Source organism: Roseovarius halophilus (ex Wu et al. 2025) (assembly GCF_047086965.1).
The window spans coordinates 1-18,344 of sequence record NZ_JBKOTX010000012.1 but is presented as its reverse complement, the minus strand read 5'-3'; the positions used below and the strand labels follow the sequence as shown (position 1 = coordinate 18,344).

Genomic DNA, 18,344 nt, shown 5'->3' with positions numbered 1-18,344 from the left:
CCTCTGAAAAACAGGAGCGATCCGATGACGGCACGATCTGTCTGTGTCTTCTGCGGCGCACGGTCGGGCAATTCCCCCGCCTACATGACCGCGGCGGCGCAAATCGGCGGGTTGCTGGCCGCCGAAGGCTGGCGGCTGGTCTACGGCGCGGGTGACATCGGGCTGATGGGCGAAGCGGCCCGGGCCGCGCAGGCGGCGGGCGGTGACACCCTTGGCGTCATCCCCGCCCACCTTGTCACGCGCGAGGCCGCAAAACAGGACCTTGCGCGCCATGTCGTCACCGAAACCATGCATGAGCGCAAGAAAGTCATGTTCATGAATTCGGACGCCATCGTGGTGATGCCCGGCGGCGCCGGATCGCTCGATGAATTCTTCGAGGTGCTGACATGGCGGCAGCTCGGGCTGCACGACAAGCCCATCGTGCTGCTGAACACGCGGGGATACTGGGACAAGCTGGTCGCGCTTCTTGACCACCTGATCGACGAGGGATTTGCCGGCGCCGGTTTGCGCGAAATGTTCCGGGTCGTGGACCAGCCCGATCAGGTGCCCGCGGCCCTGCGCGCCGCCCTGTCCTGACGCAGGGTCGCGACCGAGAATACGGCCAGCGCCGTCCAGATCATGGCGAAGGCGATACCGTGCCACGGCGTGAAGGGTTCCATGAACAGCAACGTCGCGACAAGGAATTGCAGCGTCGGGTTGAGATACTGCACAAGGCCCACCGTCGCGAAGGCGACCCGCCGCGCGGCATAGCTGAACAGGATCAGCGGCGTCGCGGTGAGCAGCCCCGAAAAGGCCAGCATCCCCGATTCCGCCATGTCGCGGCCAAAGGCCCCGCTACCGCCCAGGTGGATCGCGCCAAGCACCGTCAGCGCCATCGGCCCCAGGAGCAACACCTCCCCCGTGACCGACACGACCGGCCCGATATCGAGCCCCTTCTTGACGACGCCGTAAAGCCCGAAACTTGCCGCCAGCAGGAGAGAGACCCACGGCGCCACGCCCAGCCCGGCAGTCAGCAGGGCCACCGCGACCACCGCAAGACCGACAGCCACGCATTGCGCCGCGCTCAACCGTTCGCCGAACACCACGGTCCCGAGCAAGACAGCCACGAGCGGAAATATGTAATACCCCAGCGAGGCCTCGACCGCCTTGCCGCTCTGGATCGACCAGATGAACAGGAACCAGTTGAAGGAGATGAAGAGCGCGGCAAGCGCGATCCGCCACCGCGACTTGGGGTCGGAGATCGCGGCCCGCAGCACGCCCAGCCGGCCCTGCGCTGTCAAGATGAGCGCGAAGAACACCAGCGACCATATCGTGCGGTGCGCCAGCACCTCGATCGGCGGGACATGTGCCAACGCCTTGTAATAGATCGACGACAGCCCCCAGATGGTGCAGGCCGCCACCATCGCCATCACGCCCTTTGACGCCTCGTTCATTCCCGCTCCCTCGCCCTGCCTGCCTGCTTCACCTCACCCAAGCGGGCGCGATTGGCAAGGCGAAAGACCAAAAGCGGCGGATCAAAGCCTCGGGTCCAGTTCCGACTTCAGCAGTTTCTCAACCTTGTCGAGGGGATGGTTCGTCAGGTCCTTGGCCAGTTCCGCCACCACCTTTTCCCGCACTTCCTTGTGCAGCTTGTCGCGTAACTCGCCCAGAACCCGTGACGGGGCGACAAGCACGATGCGCTCGAACTGACCCCGGTGCCCCATCTCGTAAAGCTTGTCGGCAAGATCGTCGGCAAACCTTGCCTTGGCCAGTTCATGCCAGTCCGTATCCTCCATCGCGGAGCGTTGCCCCGCGCCGATATCGTCCATCCGACCGGGCTTGTGCGCGCCCTGCTCACGGCTCGCGGGGTTGTCCTGCGCCTGCTTGCGCACGACTTCGAGGTTCGGGTTCTGTGCATCGAGTTCATTGCGCAGGAACAGCGCCTTTTCGCCGTCCGCGATCAGAACCCATGTGCCGTTGGTGAGTGTAGCCATCTTGCAGCTCTCCTTGTCATCCTGCCGGGCTCGGGCGGCCCGTGTGCCGGCGATCATGCCCGGGCGACGGGACGGTCGCCTTGACCGGTGTCAAGCCCGGGCCATGCGCCTGAAAAGGAAAGCCCCCCGCTCCGCAAAGGGACCGGGGGGCGTGCATGTCTCGATCCGGGCGGTTCACATCCGCGAGGCGACGTTTTCCCAGTTGACGAGGTTGTTCAGGAAATTGTCCAGATACGCGGGGCGTTTGTTGCGGAAATCGATGTAATAGGAGTGTTCCCAGACATCACACCCCAGCAGCGCCGTCTGGCCAAAGCACAGCGGGTTCACGCCGTTCTCGGTCTTGGTCACCTTGAGGCTGCCATCGGTGTCCTTGACAAGCCAGGCCCACCCCGACCCGAACTGACCGGCGCCGGCCGCCGCGAATTGCGACTTGAATTCATCAACCGAGCCAAACGCCTCATGCAGCGCCTTTTCCAACTCTCCCGGCATACCGCTGCCGCCCGGCGCCATCATTTCCCAGAACTGGGTGTGGTTCCAGTGTTGCGACGCGTTGTTGAAAATCCCGCTCTGCGCCACGGCTTTCGGATCGTAGGTGCCCTTGATGATCTCCTCGACCGGTTTTCCTTCCCACTCGGTACCGGCAATGGCCTTGGTACCATTGTCGACATACGCCTTGTGGTGGATGTCGTGGTGGTATTCCAGCGTCTCGCGGCTCATGCCGTGATCGGCGAGCGCGTCGTGCGAATAGGGTAGATCGGGAAGTTCAAAAGCCATTTGTCGGGCTCCCTGTCTGTTGCAAAATCCTATGGGGATACATGGGTGCGTTGCCGGGCCGAGGTCAAGGCCGTTGCACCGAATTTCCGAGCGAAAAACTCGGCCACGGCCCCGATCCGGTCTAGGCGAAAACTCCGACCTCCCCCCCCGGCGCGGCCGCGTCGCGAAGCAGGTCGAACGCGTATTGCGCCACCGACCGGAAACACACGACACGCAAGGACTCGGCGCCCGTCATCCAGATCGCTGCCGGGATCTGCGCCATACGTGTCCGCCGTATCTCGCCGGGCTCGAACGCCCCCGGCGCCATGTCCACCGGGCAGAGCTTGGCGACGACTTCCCGAAGCCCCGCGCCGTGCAGGTCGAAAACCGCCCGGGCGTCCGAGACGTTGACGGCAAGGAAATGCTCACCCCGAAGCGCTTCTTCGAGCGCGGCGAGCACGCCCGCCACCTCGGGGTACGGCACCATGATCAACAGCTCGTCGGACGACATCCATGCAACGGCCCTGTCGCCCGACGCGACGATCCCACGCTGCCCCGGCACGTCCGTGCCCGCGGCCCCCGTCACGGCCTGCTTGACCGCGGCCGATCCCGGATCCGCGCGCAGCGTGATCATGCCCTGGAGCCCGGTTTCCGTTACCTTCACCCATCCGTCATGGACCGCGCCCGGCAGGGCGCTTATCGCGTCAGACATTCTGTTTCTCCCCATCCCTGTCGAAGAAGACCGGATCGACGATCCGCGCCCGCATCACCGTGCCGTCCACCTTCGGAAATTCCAGAACCTCGCCCATCCGGTCCGGGCCATGATGCACCAGACCCATGGCGATGCCCCGGCCCAGCGTCGGCGAATGGTAGGTCGAGGTCACGCGCCCCTGAACGTTGCGCTGCCCGTTCGCGTTGGTGCCCGGGGCCGTGGCGTAGGCACCGTCGGGCAGCACCGCGCCGTCCTCGGTCTCCAGCCCCACCAGTTTCCAGCGGTCCGGGTCCGCCATGTGCGTACGTTCCTGCGCACGCTTGCCGAGGTAGTCGTCTTTCTTCTTGGAGATGGCCCACTGCATGTTGAGATCCTGCGGGATCACGGTGCCGTCTGTCTCATCCCCGATCATGATGAAGCCCTTCTCGGCGCGCATCACGTGCATGGCCTCGGTCCCGTAGGGCATGACGCCGAACTCGGCACCCGCGTCCATCAGCCTGTCCCACAGCACCCGCCCGCGGCCGGCCGGGACCGCCAGTTCGAACGAAAGCTCCCCGGCGAACGAGATGCGGAATGCCCGCGCCGGGATGCCCGCGACCATGATCTCCTTCCAGCCCATGAAGGCCAGCCCGTCGGCCGAGATGTCATCGTCGGTCAGCTTCTGCAAAACCTTGCGGGCATTCGGACCGGCAACGCCGACCTGCGCGTATTGCTCGGTCACGTTGGCGGTGTAGACCTTCCAGTCCCACCATTCGGTCTGCAGCCACTCCTCCATGTGGGCATGGACGCTCTCTGCCCCGCCCGTCGTCGTGTGGCACAGGAACGTCTCGTCATCGAGCCGCGCGACGACACCGTCATCCATGAGAAACCCGTTCTCGTTGCACATCAGCCCGTAGCGGCAGCGCCCCGGTTTCAGCGTGGACATCATGTTCGTGTAGAGCATGTCCATGAACGTGCCCGCATCGGGGCCTTTCACGATGATCTTGCCCAGCGTCGAGGCATCGAGCAGCGCAAGGCTTTGCCGCGTCTGCGTGATCTCGCGGTTGACGGCGTCATGGCGGCTCTCGCCATCCCTCGGATAGCAATACGGCCGGCGCCAGTGGCCGACGGGTTCGAAATCCGCGCCGTTCTCCTCGTGCCATCCGTGCATCGGGGTCCGGCGGACGGGCTGGAATGTCCGGCCCTTGGCCTCACCGGCGATCGCCGCAAGCGTGATCGGCGTGTAAGGCGGGCGGAACGTGGTGGTGCCTGTCTGCGGAATGGGCTGGTTGAGGCTGTCCGACAGGATCGCAAGGCCGTTGATATTGCTCAGCTTGCCCTGGTCCGTGGCCATGCCCAGCGTGGTGTACCGCTTGGCGTGCTCGACGCTCTCGAACCCCTCGCGCGCGGCGAGTTGCACGTCGGACACCTTCACGTCGTTCTGGTAGTCCAACCAGCTTTTCATGCGCAGCTTGATGTTGGCCCCCTGCGGCATCAGCCAGACAGGCTCGATCGCGGCGGCCTCCTGCACTTCTGCATCCGGCGCCGGCGACGCGGCGGCGTCGTGGCCGGTGGCGCTGGCGGCCGCCCGCCCGGCCGCATGCGCATCCGCCAGCACGCCCGCAAGATCGAGATGCCCGTTCGCGCTGCCCGCCGCGATGACGAAAGGCTCGCCGTCGTCGCCGGTGGGGGCCTTGTCCGCGTCCGGGCGAAAATGCGCCTGCGCCTCGTCCCAGAGCAGCTTGCCACCGCAATGCGACCACAGGTGCACCACGGGCGACCAGCCGCCAGACATGGCCACGGCATCGCACTTGATCTCTTCCAGAACGGCGCCCTCGCCCGCCTGCGCGCAGATCGCGATGCCTTCGACGCGCTTGGTCCCCTTGACCTTGGCAATGCCCTTGCCGGTCTCGACGCGAATGCCCATGGCACGCGCCTCGGCGGCCAGCCTGCCGCCGCCCGACGCCCGCGCGTCAAGGATCATGGGCACTTCCAGCCCCGACTTTTTCAGGGCAATCGCGGTAAGGTACGCATCGTCGTTGTTGGTCACGACGACCGTGCGATCGCCTGCCGAGACGGCGTAATTCACCGCGTAATCGCGGATGGCCGAGGCCAGCATAACGCCCGGCACGTCATTGCCCGCAAAGCTCAGCGGTCGCTCGATCGCCCCGGTCGCGGTCACGATCTGCCCGGCCCGGATCCGCCACAGGCGGTGACGCGGGCCCGGCGCCCCCGGTTCATGGTCGCGCACGCGCTCGTAGCCCAGCAGGTAGCCATGATCGTACACCCCCGCGCCCATCATGCGGGTGCGCAGCGTGACGTTGGGCATGCCCGACAGGGCGGCCACGGTTTCGTCCACGAACACGTCCACGCCCTGCCCGGCAACCGTGCCGCCATCAACCGGCGCGCGCCCGCCCCAATGCGGCGACTGTTCCATGACAAGGATCGTCGCGCCAGCCTCTGCCGCGGCGCGCGCGGCCTGCAGGCCGGCCACTCCGCCGCCGATCACGACGACGTCATAGAAGGCGTGGAAATGCTCGTACCGGTCCTCGTCGCGATGTTCCGGCGCCTTGCCCAGACCGGCGGAGCGGCGAATGAACGGCTCGTAGACATGTTTCCAGAAGGGCCGCGGATGGATGAACATCTTGTAATAGAAGCCCGCGGTCAGGAACCGCGCGAACAGCCGGTCGTTCAGCACGCCGATGTCGAAGTCGAGGCTCGGCCAGTGGTTCTGGCTGGCGCAGGTCAGCCCGTCGAACAGCTCGGTCGTGGTGACGCGCTGGTTGGGCTCGAATTGCGGACCTTCGCCGAGCCCGACCAGCGCGTTGGGTTCCTCCGCCCCGCTGGCGACGATGCCGCGCGGGCGGTGGTACTTGAAGGAGCGTCCCACCAGCATCTGGTCGTTGGCCAGCAGCGCCGAGGCGAGCGTGTCGCCCGGATGCCCCGTCAGGCGCTTGCCGTTGAAGGTGAAGTTGAGGGCGCGCCCGGTGTCCAGAAGACGGCCACCCGTGGCCAGACGTGTGCTCATGCGAACTCTCTCCAGCTCCAGCCCGGCCGCCGGGCCGAGATCTTGTCCTTGATTTCCCGCGGGGGCGCGACGGTCTGCGCACCGTAGGTGCCGAATACCTCGAGCGTTGCCGTGCAGCGCGCGGCATGGAACCACTTGCCGCAGCCATTGGCATGCCGCCAGCGTTCGAAATGAACGCCCTTCGGATTGACCTTGTCGAAGAGGTAGGCGTGGAAGTCGTCCTCCGAGGCGCCGGGGCCCCGGCGCCTGAGATGCGCCTCGCCGCCCGGGGCGAACTCGGTTTCCTCGGCCGTGACGCCGCAGTTCGGACAAGTGAGTTTCAGCATGTGCGCGTCCTTTTCGTCTGCTGGAGGGGGCGCTGCCCCCGCCGCCCGTCGGGCGGCTCCCCCGGGGTATTTCGACCGAGAAGAAACACCATCAATGCGCCACCCCGGCCGCCACGCTCTCGTCGATGAACCGGCCTTCGCGGAACCTGTCGAGCGAGAAGGCGTCGCAAAGCGGCGACTGGCCCTTTGCCATCAGCTCGGCGAACCCCCAGCCGGATCCCGGGATCGCCTTGAAGCCGCCGGTGCCCCAGCCGCAGTTGATGAAACAGCCCTGCAGGGGGGTTCGCGAGAGGATGGGCGACCGGTCCCCGGTCATGTCCACGATGCCGCCCCATTGCCGCAGCATCTTGAGCCGGGAGATGATCGGGAAGGTCTCGCACAGCGCGCGCACCGTTTCCTCGGCATGGTGGAAGCTGCCGCGCTGGGTGAAATTGTTGTACCCGTCCGCGCCGCCGCCGATGACCATCTCGCCCTTGTCGGACTGGCTGAGGTAGCCGTGCACTGTATTAGCCATCACCACGCAGTCCATGCAGGGCTTGACGGGCTCCGAGACCAGTGCCTGAAGCGCGACCGAGTCGATGGGCAGGCGGAACCCGGCCATGTCGGCCAGTTGCCCCGAATGCCCGGCCACCACGATCCCCAGCTTGTCGCAGCCGATATCGCCGCGGTTGGTGGTCACGCCGGTCACCTTGCCGCCCTGCTGGCGGATGCCGGTAACCTCGCATTTCTGGATCACGTCCATGCCCATGGCGCTGCAGGCCCGCGCATATCCCCATGCCACCGCATCATGGCGCGCGGTGCCCGCCCGCGCCTGCCACAGCCCGCCCAGAACGGGGTAGCGCGGGCCTTCGAGGTCGATGATCGGCACGATCTCCTTGACGCGGGCGGGCGAGATGAACTCGGTGTCGACGCCCTGCAGGGCATTCGCCTGCGCGGTGCGCTTGTAGCCGCGCACCTCGTGCTCGGTCTGGGCGAGCATGATCACGCCGCGCGGCGAATACATGACGTTGTAATTCAGGTCCTGGCTCAGCGTCTCGTAGAGGCTGCGGGATTTCTCGTATATCGCCGCCGAAGGGTCCTGCAGGTAGTTCGAGCGGATGATGGTGGTGTTGCGCCCGGTATTGCCGCCGCCGAGCCAGCCCTTTTCAAGGATGGCGACATTGGTGATCCCGTGGTTCTTGCCGAGATAGTAAGCGGTGGCCAGCCCGTGACCGCCGGCGCCGATGATGATCGCGTCGTACTTTTTCCTGGGGTCGGGCGAGGCCCAGGCGCGCTCCCACCCGAAGTGGTTGCTCAGGGCTTCGCGGGCGATGGCAAAGGCGGAATAACGTTTCATGGACGCTCCCGGACGGTTGAGGGGTCGCAGACGGGCTGCCTGACCCGCGTAATGCGACAAAACCGGCGCCGCGTAGACACCCCGCGCGGCGCAAAAGGATCGATTCGCGACATGCGGGCCCGGTCGGCCCGCGGGCCTGTGCGAAACTGCCCTCTTTTGAATCGCTCCCGCCGCCGCTAAACGGGATGCAAAGCGGGAGACGTCATGACTTTCTGGATCATCATTGCGGCAACGGCGCTTCTGGCGGGCGCGATACTGGGCATCACGCTCATCCGGGGGCGCACGGGCGCCGCGCCGCCGGCGGCCTATGACCTGCAGGTGTATCGCGACCAGCTGAAGGAGGTCGACCGCGACCTCGCCCGCGGCGTGATCGGCGAGGAGGACGCCGAGCGCCTGCGCGCCGAGGTGTCGCGCCGGGTACTGGCCGCCGACGCGCAACTGCGCGACGGCGGCGAAACCGGCGGGCAGCCGACACGCGGGTCGGGTACCCTGCTGGCGAGCCTCCTTGCGGCGATCGTGGCGGGCGGATCGTTGCTGCTTTACGACCGGCTCGGCGCACCGGGCGCGTCGGACCTGCCGCTCGCGGCACGCATCGCCGCCTCGGACACGATGCGCGCGAACCGCCTCACGCAGGCCGAGGCCGAGGCGCAGGCGCCGCCCCTGCCGGCCGATCCGCAGGTGAACGACCAGTTCCTGCAACTGATGGACCGGCTGCGCGAAACGGTCGCCCAACGCCCGGACGACATCCGTGGGCTGACCTTGCTGATGCAGAACGAGGCCCGTCTCGGCAACATGGGCGCGGCACGCGAGGCGCAAGAGAGGGTCATCGCCGCAAAGGGCGCGGCGGCGACGGCCGACGATTACGCGACGCTGGCCGACATCATGATCAGTGCCGCGGGCGGCTACGTGAGCCGCGAGGCGGAACAGGCGTTGCGCACGGCGCTGCAGCGCGATGCGTCGAACCCGCGCGCACGGTACTACCTGGGTCTCTACCTTCTGCAGGTCGACAGGCCCGACGGTGCTTTCAGAACATGGTCGCGCCTGCTGGAGGAGAGCCCGCCCGACGCGCCGTGGGTCGCACCGATCCGCAGCCGGATCGAGGATGTCGCATGGCGTGCCGGCGTGACGGATTATCAACCGCCCGCGCCCGGGCAAACGGCACCCGCCGACCCGGGGCCCGGTGCCGCCGATATCGAGGCCGCGCAGGACATGACGGACGAGGATCGGCAAGCGATGATCCGGGGCATGGTTCAACGGCTGTCCGACAGGCTCGCGCGTGACGGCGGCACCGCCGCGGAGTGGTCGCGGCTGATCGTGGCATATGGCGTGCTGGGCGATACGGACAGCGCGAAAGAGGCGTGGCAGGCGGCGCAGGACGCCCACGGCGACGACCCGGATGCGCTGACGACACTCCGACGTGCCGCGCGGGACGCGGGGTTGGTCGAATGATCCATGAAACCGTGGAGGCGTTCGCGGCCGAACTGGCCCCGATGCGGGCGGTCATGGGGCTCGACCTCGGCACCAAGACGATCGGGGTGGCGGTTTCCGATGCGTTGTTGTCGGTCGCCAGCCCATTGGAGACGATAAAGCGCCGCAAGTTCGGCGTTGATGCCGCGCGGCTTCTCGAGATCGCCGTCGAACGCGAGGTGTCGGGGCTGGTTCTCGGCCTGCCACGCAACATGGACGGCAGCGAGGGGCCGCGCTGCCAGTCCACCCGCGCTTTCGCCCGGAACCTCGAGAAGCTCACGGGGCTGCCGATCACCTTCTGGGACGAAAGGCTGTCGACGGTCGCCGCGGAAAGGGCCCTTCTTGAAGCGGATGCGACACGCAGACGTCGTGCCGAGGTTATCGACAGTGTCGCCGCGTCCTATATCCTGCAGGGACTTCTGGACCGGCTGAGGCATATGAGGGCGAACACGTGACGGACAACGACCCCTGGAAACGCGACGAGATCGAAAGCCCCTGTGTGCGTGTCTGCGTCGTTCATCCCGAGGCACGGATTTGCACGGGCTGCTTTCGGACCATGGACGAGATCGCCCGCTGGTCGCGGATGATGCCCGATGAGCGCCGCGAAATCATGGATGCTCTGCCCGATCGCGCCGGCCTGCTGCGCAAGCGCCGCGGCGGACGGGCCGCTCGCGCCGGCCGACAATAGCCTGGCCATTCGCGGGCATGCCGCCGGGACAAATGAACCCGCGGCACAGCCAAGGCGCCGCCGGAACGGTCATACGACATGAAACGGCCCGGCGCAGGGGATTGCGCCGGGCCGCAGTTCACTTCCTGCGGCGACGCGAGGATCGTGACGCCGCGGGAAATGACGTCCGTTTCGATCATCGCGTCTTGAAGACAGGGACGGACTGCCATGTCGCGAATAGCTGCCCTGTTCGTGCCGGGCGCTCCCGAAATCTGGGCGCGCCCGGCACGGGCTCGGGCAGTCTCAGAGGAAAATCAGGTCATCCGCGAACTGCAGCGACTCGGCACCGAACAGGGTGTCGATCCCGTCATCACCGCTCAGCGCCTCGACCGTCGCGCTGCTCGTATCCCCGGTGATGGTATAATCGGCGCGGTTTCCGCTGAAGAGAATGACATCCGTGCCGTCGCCGGCGTGGATCGTATCATTCCCGGCGCCGCCTTCGGCAGTGTCGTCGCCACCGCCGACATTGATGTAGTCGTCGCCGCCGTTGCCGAAAATAAAGTTGTCGGTCGTGTCGCCGGTGAGGAAATCGTTCGCGCTGCCTCCCTCGAGGTTCTCGAAGCCCGAGAAGCTGTCGCCGGCTGCATCGCCGCGGGTTGCGACACCGTTGTAGAGCTTGACGGTGACGCCGGTATCGTCATTGACATAACTGAGCGTGTCGATGCCATCGCCGCCACTGAGCATGTCGGCACCTTCACCACCGATAACGTAGTCGTCTCCGGCGCCGCCTTCGGCGGTGTCATCGCCGCGTCCGACATTGATGTAGTCGTCGCCATCATTGCCACGGATGACGTTGTCGGTCGTGTCAGCGACGAGGTAGTCGTCCGCGCTACCGCCCACGAGGTTCTCGAAGCCCGAAAAGGTGTCACCAGTCGCGTCACCGCCATAGGCTATGCCGTTGTACAGCCTTACCGTCACGCCCGTATCGTCGCTGGTATAGCTCAGGGTGTCGGTACCGGCACCACCATCCATGCTGTCGGCGCCGGCGCCGCCTTCGATCGTGTCGTCGCCGTCACCGCCGCTCAGCGTGTCGTCACCGTCGAGCCCGCGGATCTCGTTGTCGAGCGCGTCACCGACCAGCGTGTCGGCATCGTTGGTCCCGATGATCAGCGCGCTCTGGCTCAGCAGCAGGAAATCCGACTCTTCCTCGCCGAATTCGAGTTCCGTAGTGACCCCTTCGAGGGTTGCGACGGTACTGCCATCAAGATCGATGACGAGGTCGCTGCCGACAACCGTCTGGCTGATCAGCGTGTCGAAGTTGTCTTCCGTCACGCCAAGCCCGATGAGCGCCAGGATATCAGACCCAAGTTCGAAGTCGGTGATGTCGGAATTGAGAACATCCGACGCCCCGTTCTTGCCATACGAGACGACGAACACGTCCTCGCCCACGCCACCGGTCATCGTGTTGTTGCCCTCGCCCACCAGGATATCGTCCTGGAAGCCGCCGGTGATCGCTTCACCCTCGTCGGCGATCGGCAGTTCCTCGTAATCCATCACCAACTCGGTCGAATAGAGCGAGGACGGCTTGCCTTCACCCTTGACGTAATAGGCAACGTCGAAGTTCATGGTCCTGTTCAGGCCGTTCTCGGTAACGGTGCCGGCCGCGTTCTGCCAACCGGCTGACAGCGAGAGCGGCGAGAAGCCTTCCCAGTCCAGCAGGTTGAGCACGGTCTGCGTCTCGGCACCGCGCTCGTATTTCACCTCGTCGCGCGTGGCCGGCGGTTCGATGGTGGGATCCACCGGAATTTCCACGCCGGGAAGGTCCTGACCGTATTTCGGCCCCTTCAGGCGCCAGCGCGGACCGGACCCGGCGTCGTCATAATCGGTCCCGTCCGGGGTCAGAACCGGCTCGAAGGGCTCACGGTCCATCGTGGTGTAATAGGCGTTGGTGAAGCCCTCTTCCAGATCCTCGCCGGTGGCGCCGATCTCATCCAGAACAGTGCCGGGCAACTGGCCGGGAAGGGTCGGATCCTTCAGAACGGTGCCGGCGGGGTAGAAGGTACCGTCACCCGCGTAGAAGTCCTGCGTCGAGATCCAGTAGTCGCCATCGGGGCTGGTCTGCACCTCGTAGTCGGGCAGCCGGCCGATCGCGGCCTCGTTCTCGTAATCCTCGGGACGGATCTGGTCGTTCGGGCTGTTGGAGATGGTGTGATGCGTCACCAGCTCGGCCGACGTGATCTGGTAGAGCGGGATCAGGTCCGGCTTTTCGTCGTCGGGCGCGTTCCACTCTTCGGGAAGCTCCAGTTCGGCCTCCATGCGCACGTCGGTCGGCCGCTTGACCGCGTTGCCGAAGCGGTAGAGCAGCTTGCCGTCATCCTTCAACGTGATCGAGTAGTCGTCGCCATAGGCGATGTCGAAGAGAACGGTGCTCTCGTTGGGCTCCAGGATGTCAACAATATCAGCATCCGAGCCGAAGCCGTTCAGACGGCTGTCGATCACGTCGGCGGTGCCGTCCTGGTCAAGATCCAGCGCGCCCACCATCTCGTTGGGATTGTCCGGCGCGGCCACCGTCAGGATGTCGTAGGGATCATTGGTGCCGTCGCGGTCGAAATCGGTGTCGGTCACGCCGATCTGGTCGGGGTTGCCCGCGTTGTCGATCGCCGCCTGCAGCGACTGCGTCAGCTCCAGCAGGTAGGCGTCATGCAGCAGGCCCTCGGACAGCCCACCCGTGCCATCGGGGCGCAGGTCGTGCATCCGCAGATCGTCGTCCAGGTTCAGCACCGCGTCCGGGTCCTCGGGATAGCGCTGGTCGGTCAGAACGTTCTGCATCACGGTGTAATGCTCGGTGGACGCCTTGACGGTGTTGCCGCCCAAGCCAGCCAGCCAGGTGCCGAAGCCCGACGGCGCCTTGAACAGATCGGTCTCGGCGGTCTGGACCGCAACACCGATCTGCTCGCCCTCCTCGCCGAAGATATCGCCGACGAAGCCTTCCTCGTATTCGGGGTCGGCGTTGAAATCCTTTTGCTCCGCCCCGAAGAAATCGCTCACGTTGAACCCGAACTCGCTGTTGATCGGGAAGAGTTCGGTGCCGTCCTGCGCAATCACCGGATCGGCCGAGAAATCGATCACTGGCAGCGCGGTGCCGGCCAGATCGGCCTGGGTCAGGCCGCCGAACGTGCCCGTGATGTCATTGGTGCTGAAGACATGCGTCGATGTGAACTGGGGGGTGTCGTTCAATGGCAGGTCGAAATCCTGCACATTGGTGGGGTCGATTGGAGTAGCCATAACAATTGTCCTTCATGACTGTGCGCAATTGACGCTCGATGAACCGATGTCGTCACATTCACGATTACAGATGTGAGTCCACGCCAGAATTAACCCCGGTTAAAAACGCTAGGAATATGTGCCGGCAGGCGTTGGTCGCCACCCCTCCCGAGGCTTGGCGCGCAATCTGGGCGTTTCAGGCTGTAACCTGCATTTTCAGCCGCCCGACAAGGCGCGGCCGAGGGCAGGCGCCACGCCATGCAAATCGCCGTGGCAGGCAGGGCCCGGCTTCATTCGGCCGGCTGCATGGCACGCGACGGTCGGGCATACCACGGCCCGGGCGCCGGCGCGAACCGGCGGAGAAGGGCCGAGGCCGCCGCCCAAACCACCACGACAAGACCGCCCGACACCAGACCGTCGGCGGCGTAATGCCACCCGAGGTGAAAAGAGCCGACCCAGATCACGACGGTATATGCCGTGCCCAGCAGGCCGAGCCAGCGGTTGAGGCTGAAGAACAGCATCGCCCACATCGCCGCGAGCGCGACATGCATCGACGGCATCGCCGAAATGCCGAACCCGAATGCCACCCGTCCCGCCTCGTGGCCTTCCAGCAGGACCTGTTGATAGAGCCGGGAATCCAGCCCGCCCATTGCCTGCGATTGCGCGGCAAGGCGCGCCGACAGCGCGTCGTACTCCCCGGCCGCCTCGAAAAGCAGCCCCTCGTAGACCGGTCCGGCGGATGCGAAGACGACAGCCAGAACGCACCCGATCAGGCCCCAGCTCGCAAGATAGGTCGCGATGTAGCAGGCCCGCGCCAAGGCCCCCCTGATCATCAGCCCGCAAAAGACATAGGCCAGGATCATCGGGTAGAACCACGCGTGATAGATGCGGTCGATCAGCCACGTCGCCTCCGCGGACGAGAGGACCCCATGCGACACACGCCACGGCTCAGCCCCGAGGAAAAGCCAGCGATCCAGCGCGATGAACGCCGCATCCCACCCCGCACCGAAGCCTTGGGCCGGTAACGCCACCGTCTTGTGAACCGTGAAACTGGCCATGGTGACCACGAAGGCCAGAGCCGGGCCCAGCACGTGGGCGAACCGGCTTTCCCGCCAATGGTCCGCAACCCAGTGCCGCAGAAAGGCAAGGCGTGGCCCGCTCCCGCCCGTCAGCGCCTGGCGCAGCAAGGCGCAGCAGACCAGGATCAGGCCCCCTACAGCCCACATCCCAACAGCCATGTGGGTATAATCAAGCAGCGGCCGGGCGAAATGGGCGGCCGTCACGCCGGGGCTGGCCCATGTCCAGCCGAAAACGGCCGCGGCGATGATCAGGTAAAGGCTGTTGGCGACGCGCTCCATGAAGCTCCCCGTGACAGGTGCCCTGTTTTTCGCCCATGCCGCGCGCCATTTTGCGGCCGGATTGCGTCAAGAGAAGGGAAAAACGATCACGGCGATCACGGCAGTTCCAACCACTCGCGCGTGCCCGCGCGGAATTCCGGCCGGAAATAGGCAATCATGCGCCCCGCCTCCGGGGCCCGGGCGCCGCTGGCCCACGGCGCCACGCCGTGCAGGGCGTGACGATGCACGAGATAGGCCTCGCCGGGGCGCGCGCTGACCTCGATGCGCGGGCAGGTCTCGAACACCGTCCGCCGCGCGGCATGGTAGGCGTCCGTCAGGTCGATCTCGCGCCACTCGGCGTCGTCCCTGCCGCCGAGCGCCTGCGCGAAAGCCTCGCGCATCACGTGGTGGCTTCCTTCCCATACCACCAGCGGGCTGGCCCCCGCGTCGCATTCCGTCAGCGGCAGGCCGAGAATGTAGGCGTGCCGCTCGCGCAGCATCCGCCGGCGCGCCTCTCCCACGGCCAACAGCCCGTCCACATGCGCCGCGTCGCGTTTCAGGCGATAGCGGAACGCCGCCTCGGATTCCCCCTTGCGGGGTCGCGGATAGCCCGGCCAGGTCACCGACACTTGGCCGCGATGCAGCGGCAACTGCCCGTAAAGCCGCGTCGCCGCGTCCATCGCCGCCCCCGTCAGGGCCGCGCCGCCCGGCACGGCGCCCGCCGCGTCATTGGCCAGCGTGTCCACCCCCACGAACCATGTTCCCTCGCATTGCAGCCACTTGGCGCGTTCCTCGGGGTCATTCACCCGCGGCAGCGCGGCGCGGCGCGCGTCAACCGCCCATGCTTGCACCGCCGGCTCGGCCGGGAACAGCGCCCAGCCCTTTTCAAGCAAGGCCGCTACCATCCCAGTGACCTCCTCAGCATGTTCAACGCCACCAGCGTCAGGAAAATCGCGAAAACCCGTTTCAGCGGCTTGGGATCCATCGCATGGGCCAGCTTCACCCCCCACGGCGCCGTGATCAGCGTCATGGCGATCACCACGAGAAAGGCAACGAGGTTGACCGCGCCGAAGGTCAGCGGCGGTCGGTTTTCAGGCGCGATCTCCAGAAACAGGAACCCCGCCACCGACGGCACGGCGATCGTGACGCCGAAACCGGCGGCCGTTGCCACGGCCCGGTGGATGGCCACGCCGTAAAGGCTCATCAACGGGACGCCGAAACTGCCGCCGCCTATGCCCATCAAGACCGACAGAAAGCCGAGAACGGGCGACATCACGGCGCGCTTGATCCCGCCGGGCATCGACGCGCCCAATCGCCATTCGGCCCGGCCCAGCCCCAGATACGCCCCGATCACGAGGCCGAGACCGCCGAACACCCCCTGCAGCGTGGTCGAACGCAGGCTTGCCGCCACCAGCACGCCAAGCACGGCGCCGATGGCGATGCCCGGCGCCCATGCCCGCAGGATCGACCAGTCGACGGCGCCCTTCCGGTTGTGGCTCAGCACCGACCGGACCGAGGTCACGATGATCGTCGCAAGGGATGTCGCCAGACAGATCTGCATGAGCTGGGGGCCGTCATAGCCAAGGGTCTGGAACGCGTAAAAGAACGCCGGCACCAGCACGATGCCGCCCCCCACGCCCAGAAGACCGGCCAGAACCCCGGCAACTCCGCCGATCACCAGCAGAAGCACCAGCATCTGCAACAACAGCATGGTATCGGGCATGCGCACCTCCGTCTCGCCTCCCGCGCAGCCTTACACCCGGGCGCAGCCAAGGAAAAGCGACCGCGCGAAATTACCCGCCCGGTCGGCGACGGCCCCTGTTCAGTCGGGGCGGACCCGACGGAAGAAATCGGTCACGATGTCGCCGCTGTCATCCACCGGCGCGCTACCGACGCGCAGCGCGACGAACAGCCCGATGGCCGACGAGACCGGATCGTGCCCGCCGCCCCCGCCCGCACGCAGGTTCATGACCAGCGTGGGCGACAGGAACAGCGCGGCGCGGATAACGTCCTCCCAGTCGGGCGGCAGATATCCCCGCCCCTTCAGATGCACCAGCCACGGCCGCCAGAACCGGTCCGCCTTCGCCTCGAGCAGGCGCAGGCGCGGCGCGCCCGGCGTCCAGTCCGTATCAAGATACAGCCGGCCGTCTTCCAGCCGGGCCGAGGCGCGGAAACGCGCCGCCGCCTCGACCGGGTGATAGAGCCACTGGGGATGCGCGAAAACGTTGTGAAAGGTGGATTTCACCTCGGCCAGCAGCGCGGGCACGTCTTGGCCCGCGAAGGCCGGATCGAACAGCGCCAACCTGTCCCCCGCGTCGTGTCTTTCGTACCAGACATTGGCGTTGTGCGCATCGCCATGCGCCGTGATCCCGCCGGCATCGGCCAGCCGCTCGGGGGCAAGGCGCGCATGGGCGAAATCGAACATCTCCCCAAGGCTGCGGGCATGCGCGACCCCGTTCAGCACCGGCCGCGCAGTCGCAAGCTCGGCCCAGCTGACCTCGCATCCCGGCAGGGCAAAGGTTTTGCCCTCATAGAATTGCGCCAGCCGTCCCCCGGGATAGCTGCCGCTTGCCGGGTCGACGAGCCGGGCATGGAACAGCCGGTGGATCGGTTGCGCGCGGGATTGCGCAGGCGTGATCGGGTGCAGCGTGTCACGGGCGACGCCAAGCAGCCGGTCATTCAGCTCGGCCTCCGCCGTGACGGCGCGCGAGATGCCGGCCTCGTCCGGCGATCGTTCGAGATCCCGCAGGACATCGGCGAAGCGCGCGTCGTCGCGCCTGTGATAGACAAGGATCTGCTCTCCCGGCACGCGCGAGATGTGAACGGGCTGATCCACCGGCAATCCGGCCCGGGCAAGGATATCCGCGCGATAGTATTCGCCCGCCATCTCCTCCTCGCCCTCTTCCTGGTGGAACTTGAAGAAGAACGGCGCGCCGTCCGACTCGAAGTCACCGAACAGCGAATTCAGCGCGTGCGCATCCCGCCGGATCGCCAGCCCCTGCACCGGTATGCCGAATAGCTCGGCCAGAAGCGCGGTCAGCGCCGCCTCGGCGCGCGGCAGGTCGTGCCGGGCAAGCGCGCGGATCTCGGCCGTGCGGGATCGCGCCTCAGGCATCACTCGCCTCCCGGCACTGGATGATCGTCTTCAGCCCGGCGACCTGCCCGCCCAGATGCGCCTCATAGGCCGCCGGCACCTCGTCCAGCGGGATTTCCGCATCGATCAGCCAGTCCAGACGATCGCCCAGACCGGGCAACAGCCGGCCGACCTCGGCCAGTTCGCTGCCGAAGGCATGGCAGCCGACCAGCGACATTTCCTTTTCCACCAGCTTGATCGGCTCCAGCTCGATCGCGCCGCCGCCGATCCCGACCAGCGCCAGCGCGCCGCATCCGGCGAGCCTGTCGGCGCGGTGACGTCGCGCGATCTGTACTTCTTGGCAAAATAAGGAACACGCAGCCAGAATTCGTAATCTTGTTTGTGATCGCCGAAGGCGAACTGAATCAA

At 66.2% G+C, this 18,344-nt stretch carries 16 protein-coding genes and 1 pseudogene; 4 read left to right on the top strand and 13 right to left on the bottom strand.

Going from position 1 to position 18,344, the window contains the following annotated elements:
• Positions 1-24 precede the first annotated feature (24 nt).
• On the top strand, positions 25-576 hold the full coding sequence (locus ACH107_RS04085) for a TIGR00730 family Rossman fold protein (RefSeq protein ID WP_412504743.1): 552 nt from the start codon (positions 25-27) through the stop codon (positions 574-576).
• On the opposite strand, the gene rarD is transcribed toward ACH107_RS04085, so the two are convergent.
• The 7 genes from rarD to ACH107_RS04050 form a co-directional block, all read right to left on the bottom strand.
• A complete protein-coding gene (rarD, locus tag ACH107_RS04080; RefSeq protein WP_412504742.1) occupies positions 540-1,433 on the bottom strand; it encodes an EamA family transporter RarD in 894 nt (297 codons plus the stop codon). The genes ACH107_RS04085 and rarD overlap by 37 nt on opposite strands.
• 81 nt (positions 1,434-1,514) lie before the next feature.
• Positions 1,515-1,973 (bottom strand): host attachment family protein, encoded by a 459-nt coding sequence (locus ACH107_RS04075; protein WP_412504741.1) that lies wholly within the window; start codon positions 1,971-1,973, stop codon positions 1,515-1,517.
• A 174-nt stretch (positions 1,974-2,147) separates the two neighbouring features.
• On the bottom strand, positions 2,148-2,747 hold the full coding sequence (locus ACH107_RS04070; RefSeq protein WP_412504740.1) for a superoxide dismutase: 600 nt from the start codon (positions 2,745-2,747) through the stop codon (positions 2,148-2,150).
• A gap of 121 nt (positions 2,748-2,868) precedes the next feature.
• On the bottom strand, positions 2,869-3,438 hold the full coding sequence (locus ACH107_RS04065) for a sarcosine oxidase subunit gamma (RefSeq protein ID WP_412504739.1): 570 nt from the start codon (positions 3,436-3,438) through the stop codon (positions 2,869-2,871).
• Positions 3,431-6,445, bottom strand: a complete 3,015-nt coding sequence (locus ACH107_RS04060; protein ID WP_412504738.1) for a sarcosine oxidase subunit alpha family protein — start codon at positions 6,443-6,445, stop codon at positions 3,431-3,433. Before ACH107_RS04060 ends, ACH107_RS04065 begins: the two co-directional genes overlap by 8 nt.
• A complete protein-coding gene (locus tag ACH107_RS04055) occupies positions 6,442-6,771 on the bottom strand; it encodes a sarcosine oxidase subunit delta (protein ID WP_412504737.1) in 330 nt (109 codons plus the stop codon). The genes ACH107_RS04060 and ACH107_RS04055 overlap by 4 nt, the downstream gene beginning before the upstream one ends.
• A 91-nt stretch (positions 6,772-6,862) precedes the next feature.
• Positions 6,863-8,107: a sarcosine oxidase subunit beta family protein gene (locus ACH107_RS04050; RefSeq protein ID WP_412504736.1), complete on the bottom strand. Its 1,245-nt coding sequence runs from the start codon at positions 8,105-8,107 to the stop codon at positions 6,863-6,865.
• 204 nt (positions 8,108-8,311) lie between these two features.
• Between ACH107_RS04050 and ccmI the strand changes: the two genes are divergently transcribed.
• The 3 genes from ccmI to ACH107_RS04035 are packed head-to-tail and all read left to right on the top strand — an operon-like array spanning position 8,312 to position 10,262.
• Complete coding sequence (gene ccmI / locus ACH107_RS04045) at positions 8,312-9,556, top strand: c-type cytochrome biogenesis protein CcmI (RefSeq protein WP_412504735.1); 1,245 nt, start codon at positions 8,312-8,314, stop codon at positions 9,554-9,556.
• Positions 9,553-10,029 carry a Holliday junction resolvase RuvX gene (gene ruvX / locus ACH107_RS04040; RefSeq protein ID WP_412504734.1) on the top strand — a complete coding sequence of 159 codons (477 nt, stop codon included), beginning with the start codon at positions 9,553-9,555 and terminating at the stop codon, positions 10,027-10,029. Before ccmI ends, ruvX begins: the two co-directional genes overlap by 4 nt.
• Positions 10,026-10,262, top strand: a complete 237-nt coding sequence (locus ACH107_RS04035; protein WP_412504733.1) for a DUF1289 domain-containing protein — start codon at positions 10,026-10,028, stop codon at positions 10,260-10,262. Before ruvX ends, ACH107_RS04035 begins: the two co-directional genes overlap by 4 nt.
• A gap of 282 nt (positions 10,263-10,544) precedes the next feature.
• Here the strand turns inward: ACH107_RS04035 and ACH107_RS04030 are convergent, their stop codons facing one another.
• The 6 genes and pseudogenes from ACH107_RS04030 to ACH107_RS04005 form a co-directional block, all read right to left on the bottom strand.
• Positions 10,545-13,526 (bottom strand): calcium-binding protein, encoded by a 2,982-nt coding sequence (locus tag ACH107_RS04030; protein ID WP_412504732.1) that lies wholly within the window; start codon positions 13,524-13,526, stop codon positions 10,545-10,547.
• A 269-nt stretch (positions 13,527-13,795) separates the two neighbouring features.
• Entirely contained in the window at positions 13,796-14,863 is a 1,068-nt protein-coding gene (locus tag ACH107_RS04025) for a phosphatase PAP2 family protein (RefSeq protein ID WP_412504731.1), read from the bottom strand.
• A 95-nt stretch (positions 14,864-14,958) separates the two neighbouring features.
• Positions 14,959-15,747, bottom strand: coding sequence for a hypothetical protein (locus ACH107_RS04020; protein ID WP_412504730.1), 789 nt, complete (start codon positions 15,745-15,747; stop codon positions 14,959-14,961).
• The gene (locus ACH107_RS04015) at positions 15,741-16,565 is read right to left on the bottom strand and encodes a sulfite exporter TauE/SafE family protein (protein ID WP_412504729.1); all 825 of its coding nucleotides are present in this window, start codon (positions 16,563-16,565) and stop codon (positions 15,741-15,743) included. The genes ACH107_RS04020 and ACH107_RS04015 overlap by 7 nt, the downstream gene beginning before the upstream one ends.
• 99 nt (positions 16,566-16,664) lie before the next feature.
• On the bottom strand, positions 16,665-17,957 hold the full coding sequence (locus ACH107_RS04010) for a hypothetical protein (protein ID WP_412504728.1): 1,293 nt from the start codon (positions 17,955-17,957) through the stop codon (positions 16,665-16,667).
• Positions 17,950-18,344 (bottom strand): annotated as a pseudogene (locus ACH107_RS04005) (hypothetical protein); the annotation flags it as partial. The gene ACH107_RS04010 and the pseudogene ACH107_RS04005, both read right to left, overlap by 8 nt.

Excerpts from the sequence above, each read along its gene's own strand:
- ACH107_RS04085 (WP_412504743.1), top strand. The coding sequence starts at position 25 with ATGACGGCACGATCTGTCTGTGTCTTCTGCGGCGCACGGTCGGGCAAT.
- rarD (WP_412504742.1), bottom strand. The coding sequence starts at position 1,433 with ATGAACGAGGCGTCAAAGGGCGTGATGGCGATGGTGGCGGCCTGCACC.
- ACH107_RS04075 (WP_412504741.1), bottom strand. The coding sequence starts at position 1,973 with ATGGCTACACTCACCAACGGCACATGGGTTCTGATCGCGGACGGCGAA.
- ACH107_RS04070 (WP_412504740.1), bottom strand. The coding sequence starts at position 2,747 with ATGGCTTTTGAACTTCCCGATCTACCCTATTCGCACGACGCGCTCGCC.
- ACH107_RS04065 (WP_412504739.1), bottom strand. The coding sequence starts at position 3,438 with ATGTCTGACGCGATAAGCGCCCTGCCGGGCGCGGTCCATGACGGATGG.
- ACH107_RS04060 (WP_412504738.1), bottom strand. The coding sequence starts at position 6,445 with ATGAGCACACGTCTGGCCACGGGTGGCCGTCTTCTGGACACCGGGCGC.
- ACH107_RS04055 (WP_412504737.1), bottom strand. The coding sequence starts at position 6,771 with ATGCTGAAACTCACTTGTCCGAACTGCGGCGTCACGGCCGAGGAAACC.
- ACH107_RS04050 (WP_412504736.1), bottom strand. The coding sequence starts at position 8,107 with ATGAAACGTTATTCCGCCTTTGCCATCGCCCGCGAAGCCCTGAGCAAC.
- ccmI (WP_412504735.1), top strand. The coding sequence starts at position 8,312 with ATGACTTTCTGGATCATCATTGCGGCAACGGCGCTTCTGGCGGGCGCG.
- ruvX (WP_412504734.1), top strand. The coding sequence starts at position 9,553 with ATGATCCATGAAACCGTGGAGGCGTTCGCGGCCGAACTGGCCCCGATG.
- ACH107_RS04030 (WP_412504732.1), bottom strand. The coding sequence starts at position 13,526 with ATGGCTACTCCAATCGACCCCACCAATGTGCAGGATTTCGACCTGCCA.
- ACH107_RS04025 (WP_412504731.1), bottom strand. The coding sequence starts at position 14,863 with ATGGAGCGCGTCGCCAACAGCCTTTACCTGATCATCGCCGCGGCCGTT.
- ACH107_RS04020 (WP_412504730.1), bottom strand. The coding sequence starts at position 15,747 with ATGGTAGCGGCCTTGCTTGAAAAGGGCTGGGCGCTGTTCCCGGCCGAG.
- ACH107_RS04015 (WP_412504729.1), bottom strand. The coding sequence starts at position 16,565 with ATGCCCGATACCATGCTGTTGTTGCAGATGCTGGTGCTTCTGCTGGTG.
- ACH107_RS04010 (WP_412504728.1), bottom strand. The coding sequence starts at position 17,957 with ATGCCTGAGGCGCGATCCCGCACGGCCGAGATCCGCGCGCTTGCCCGG.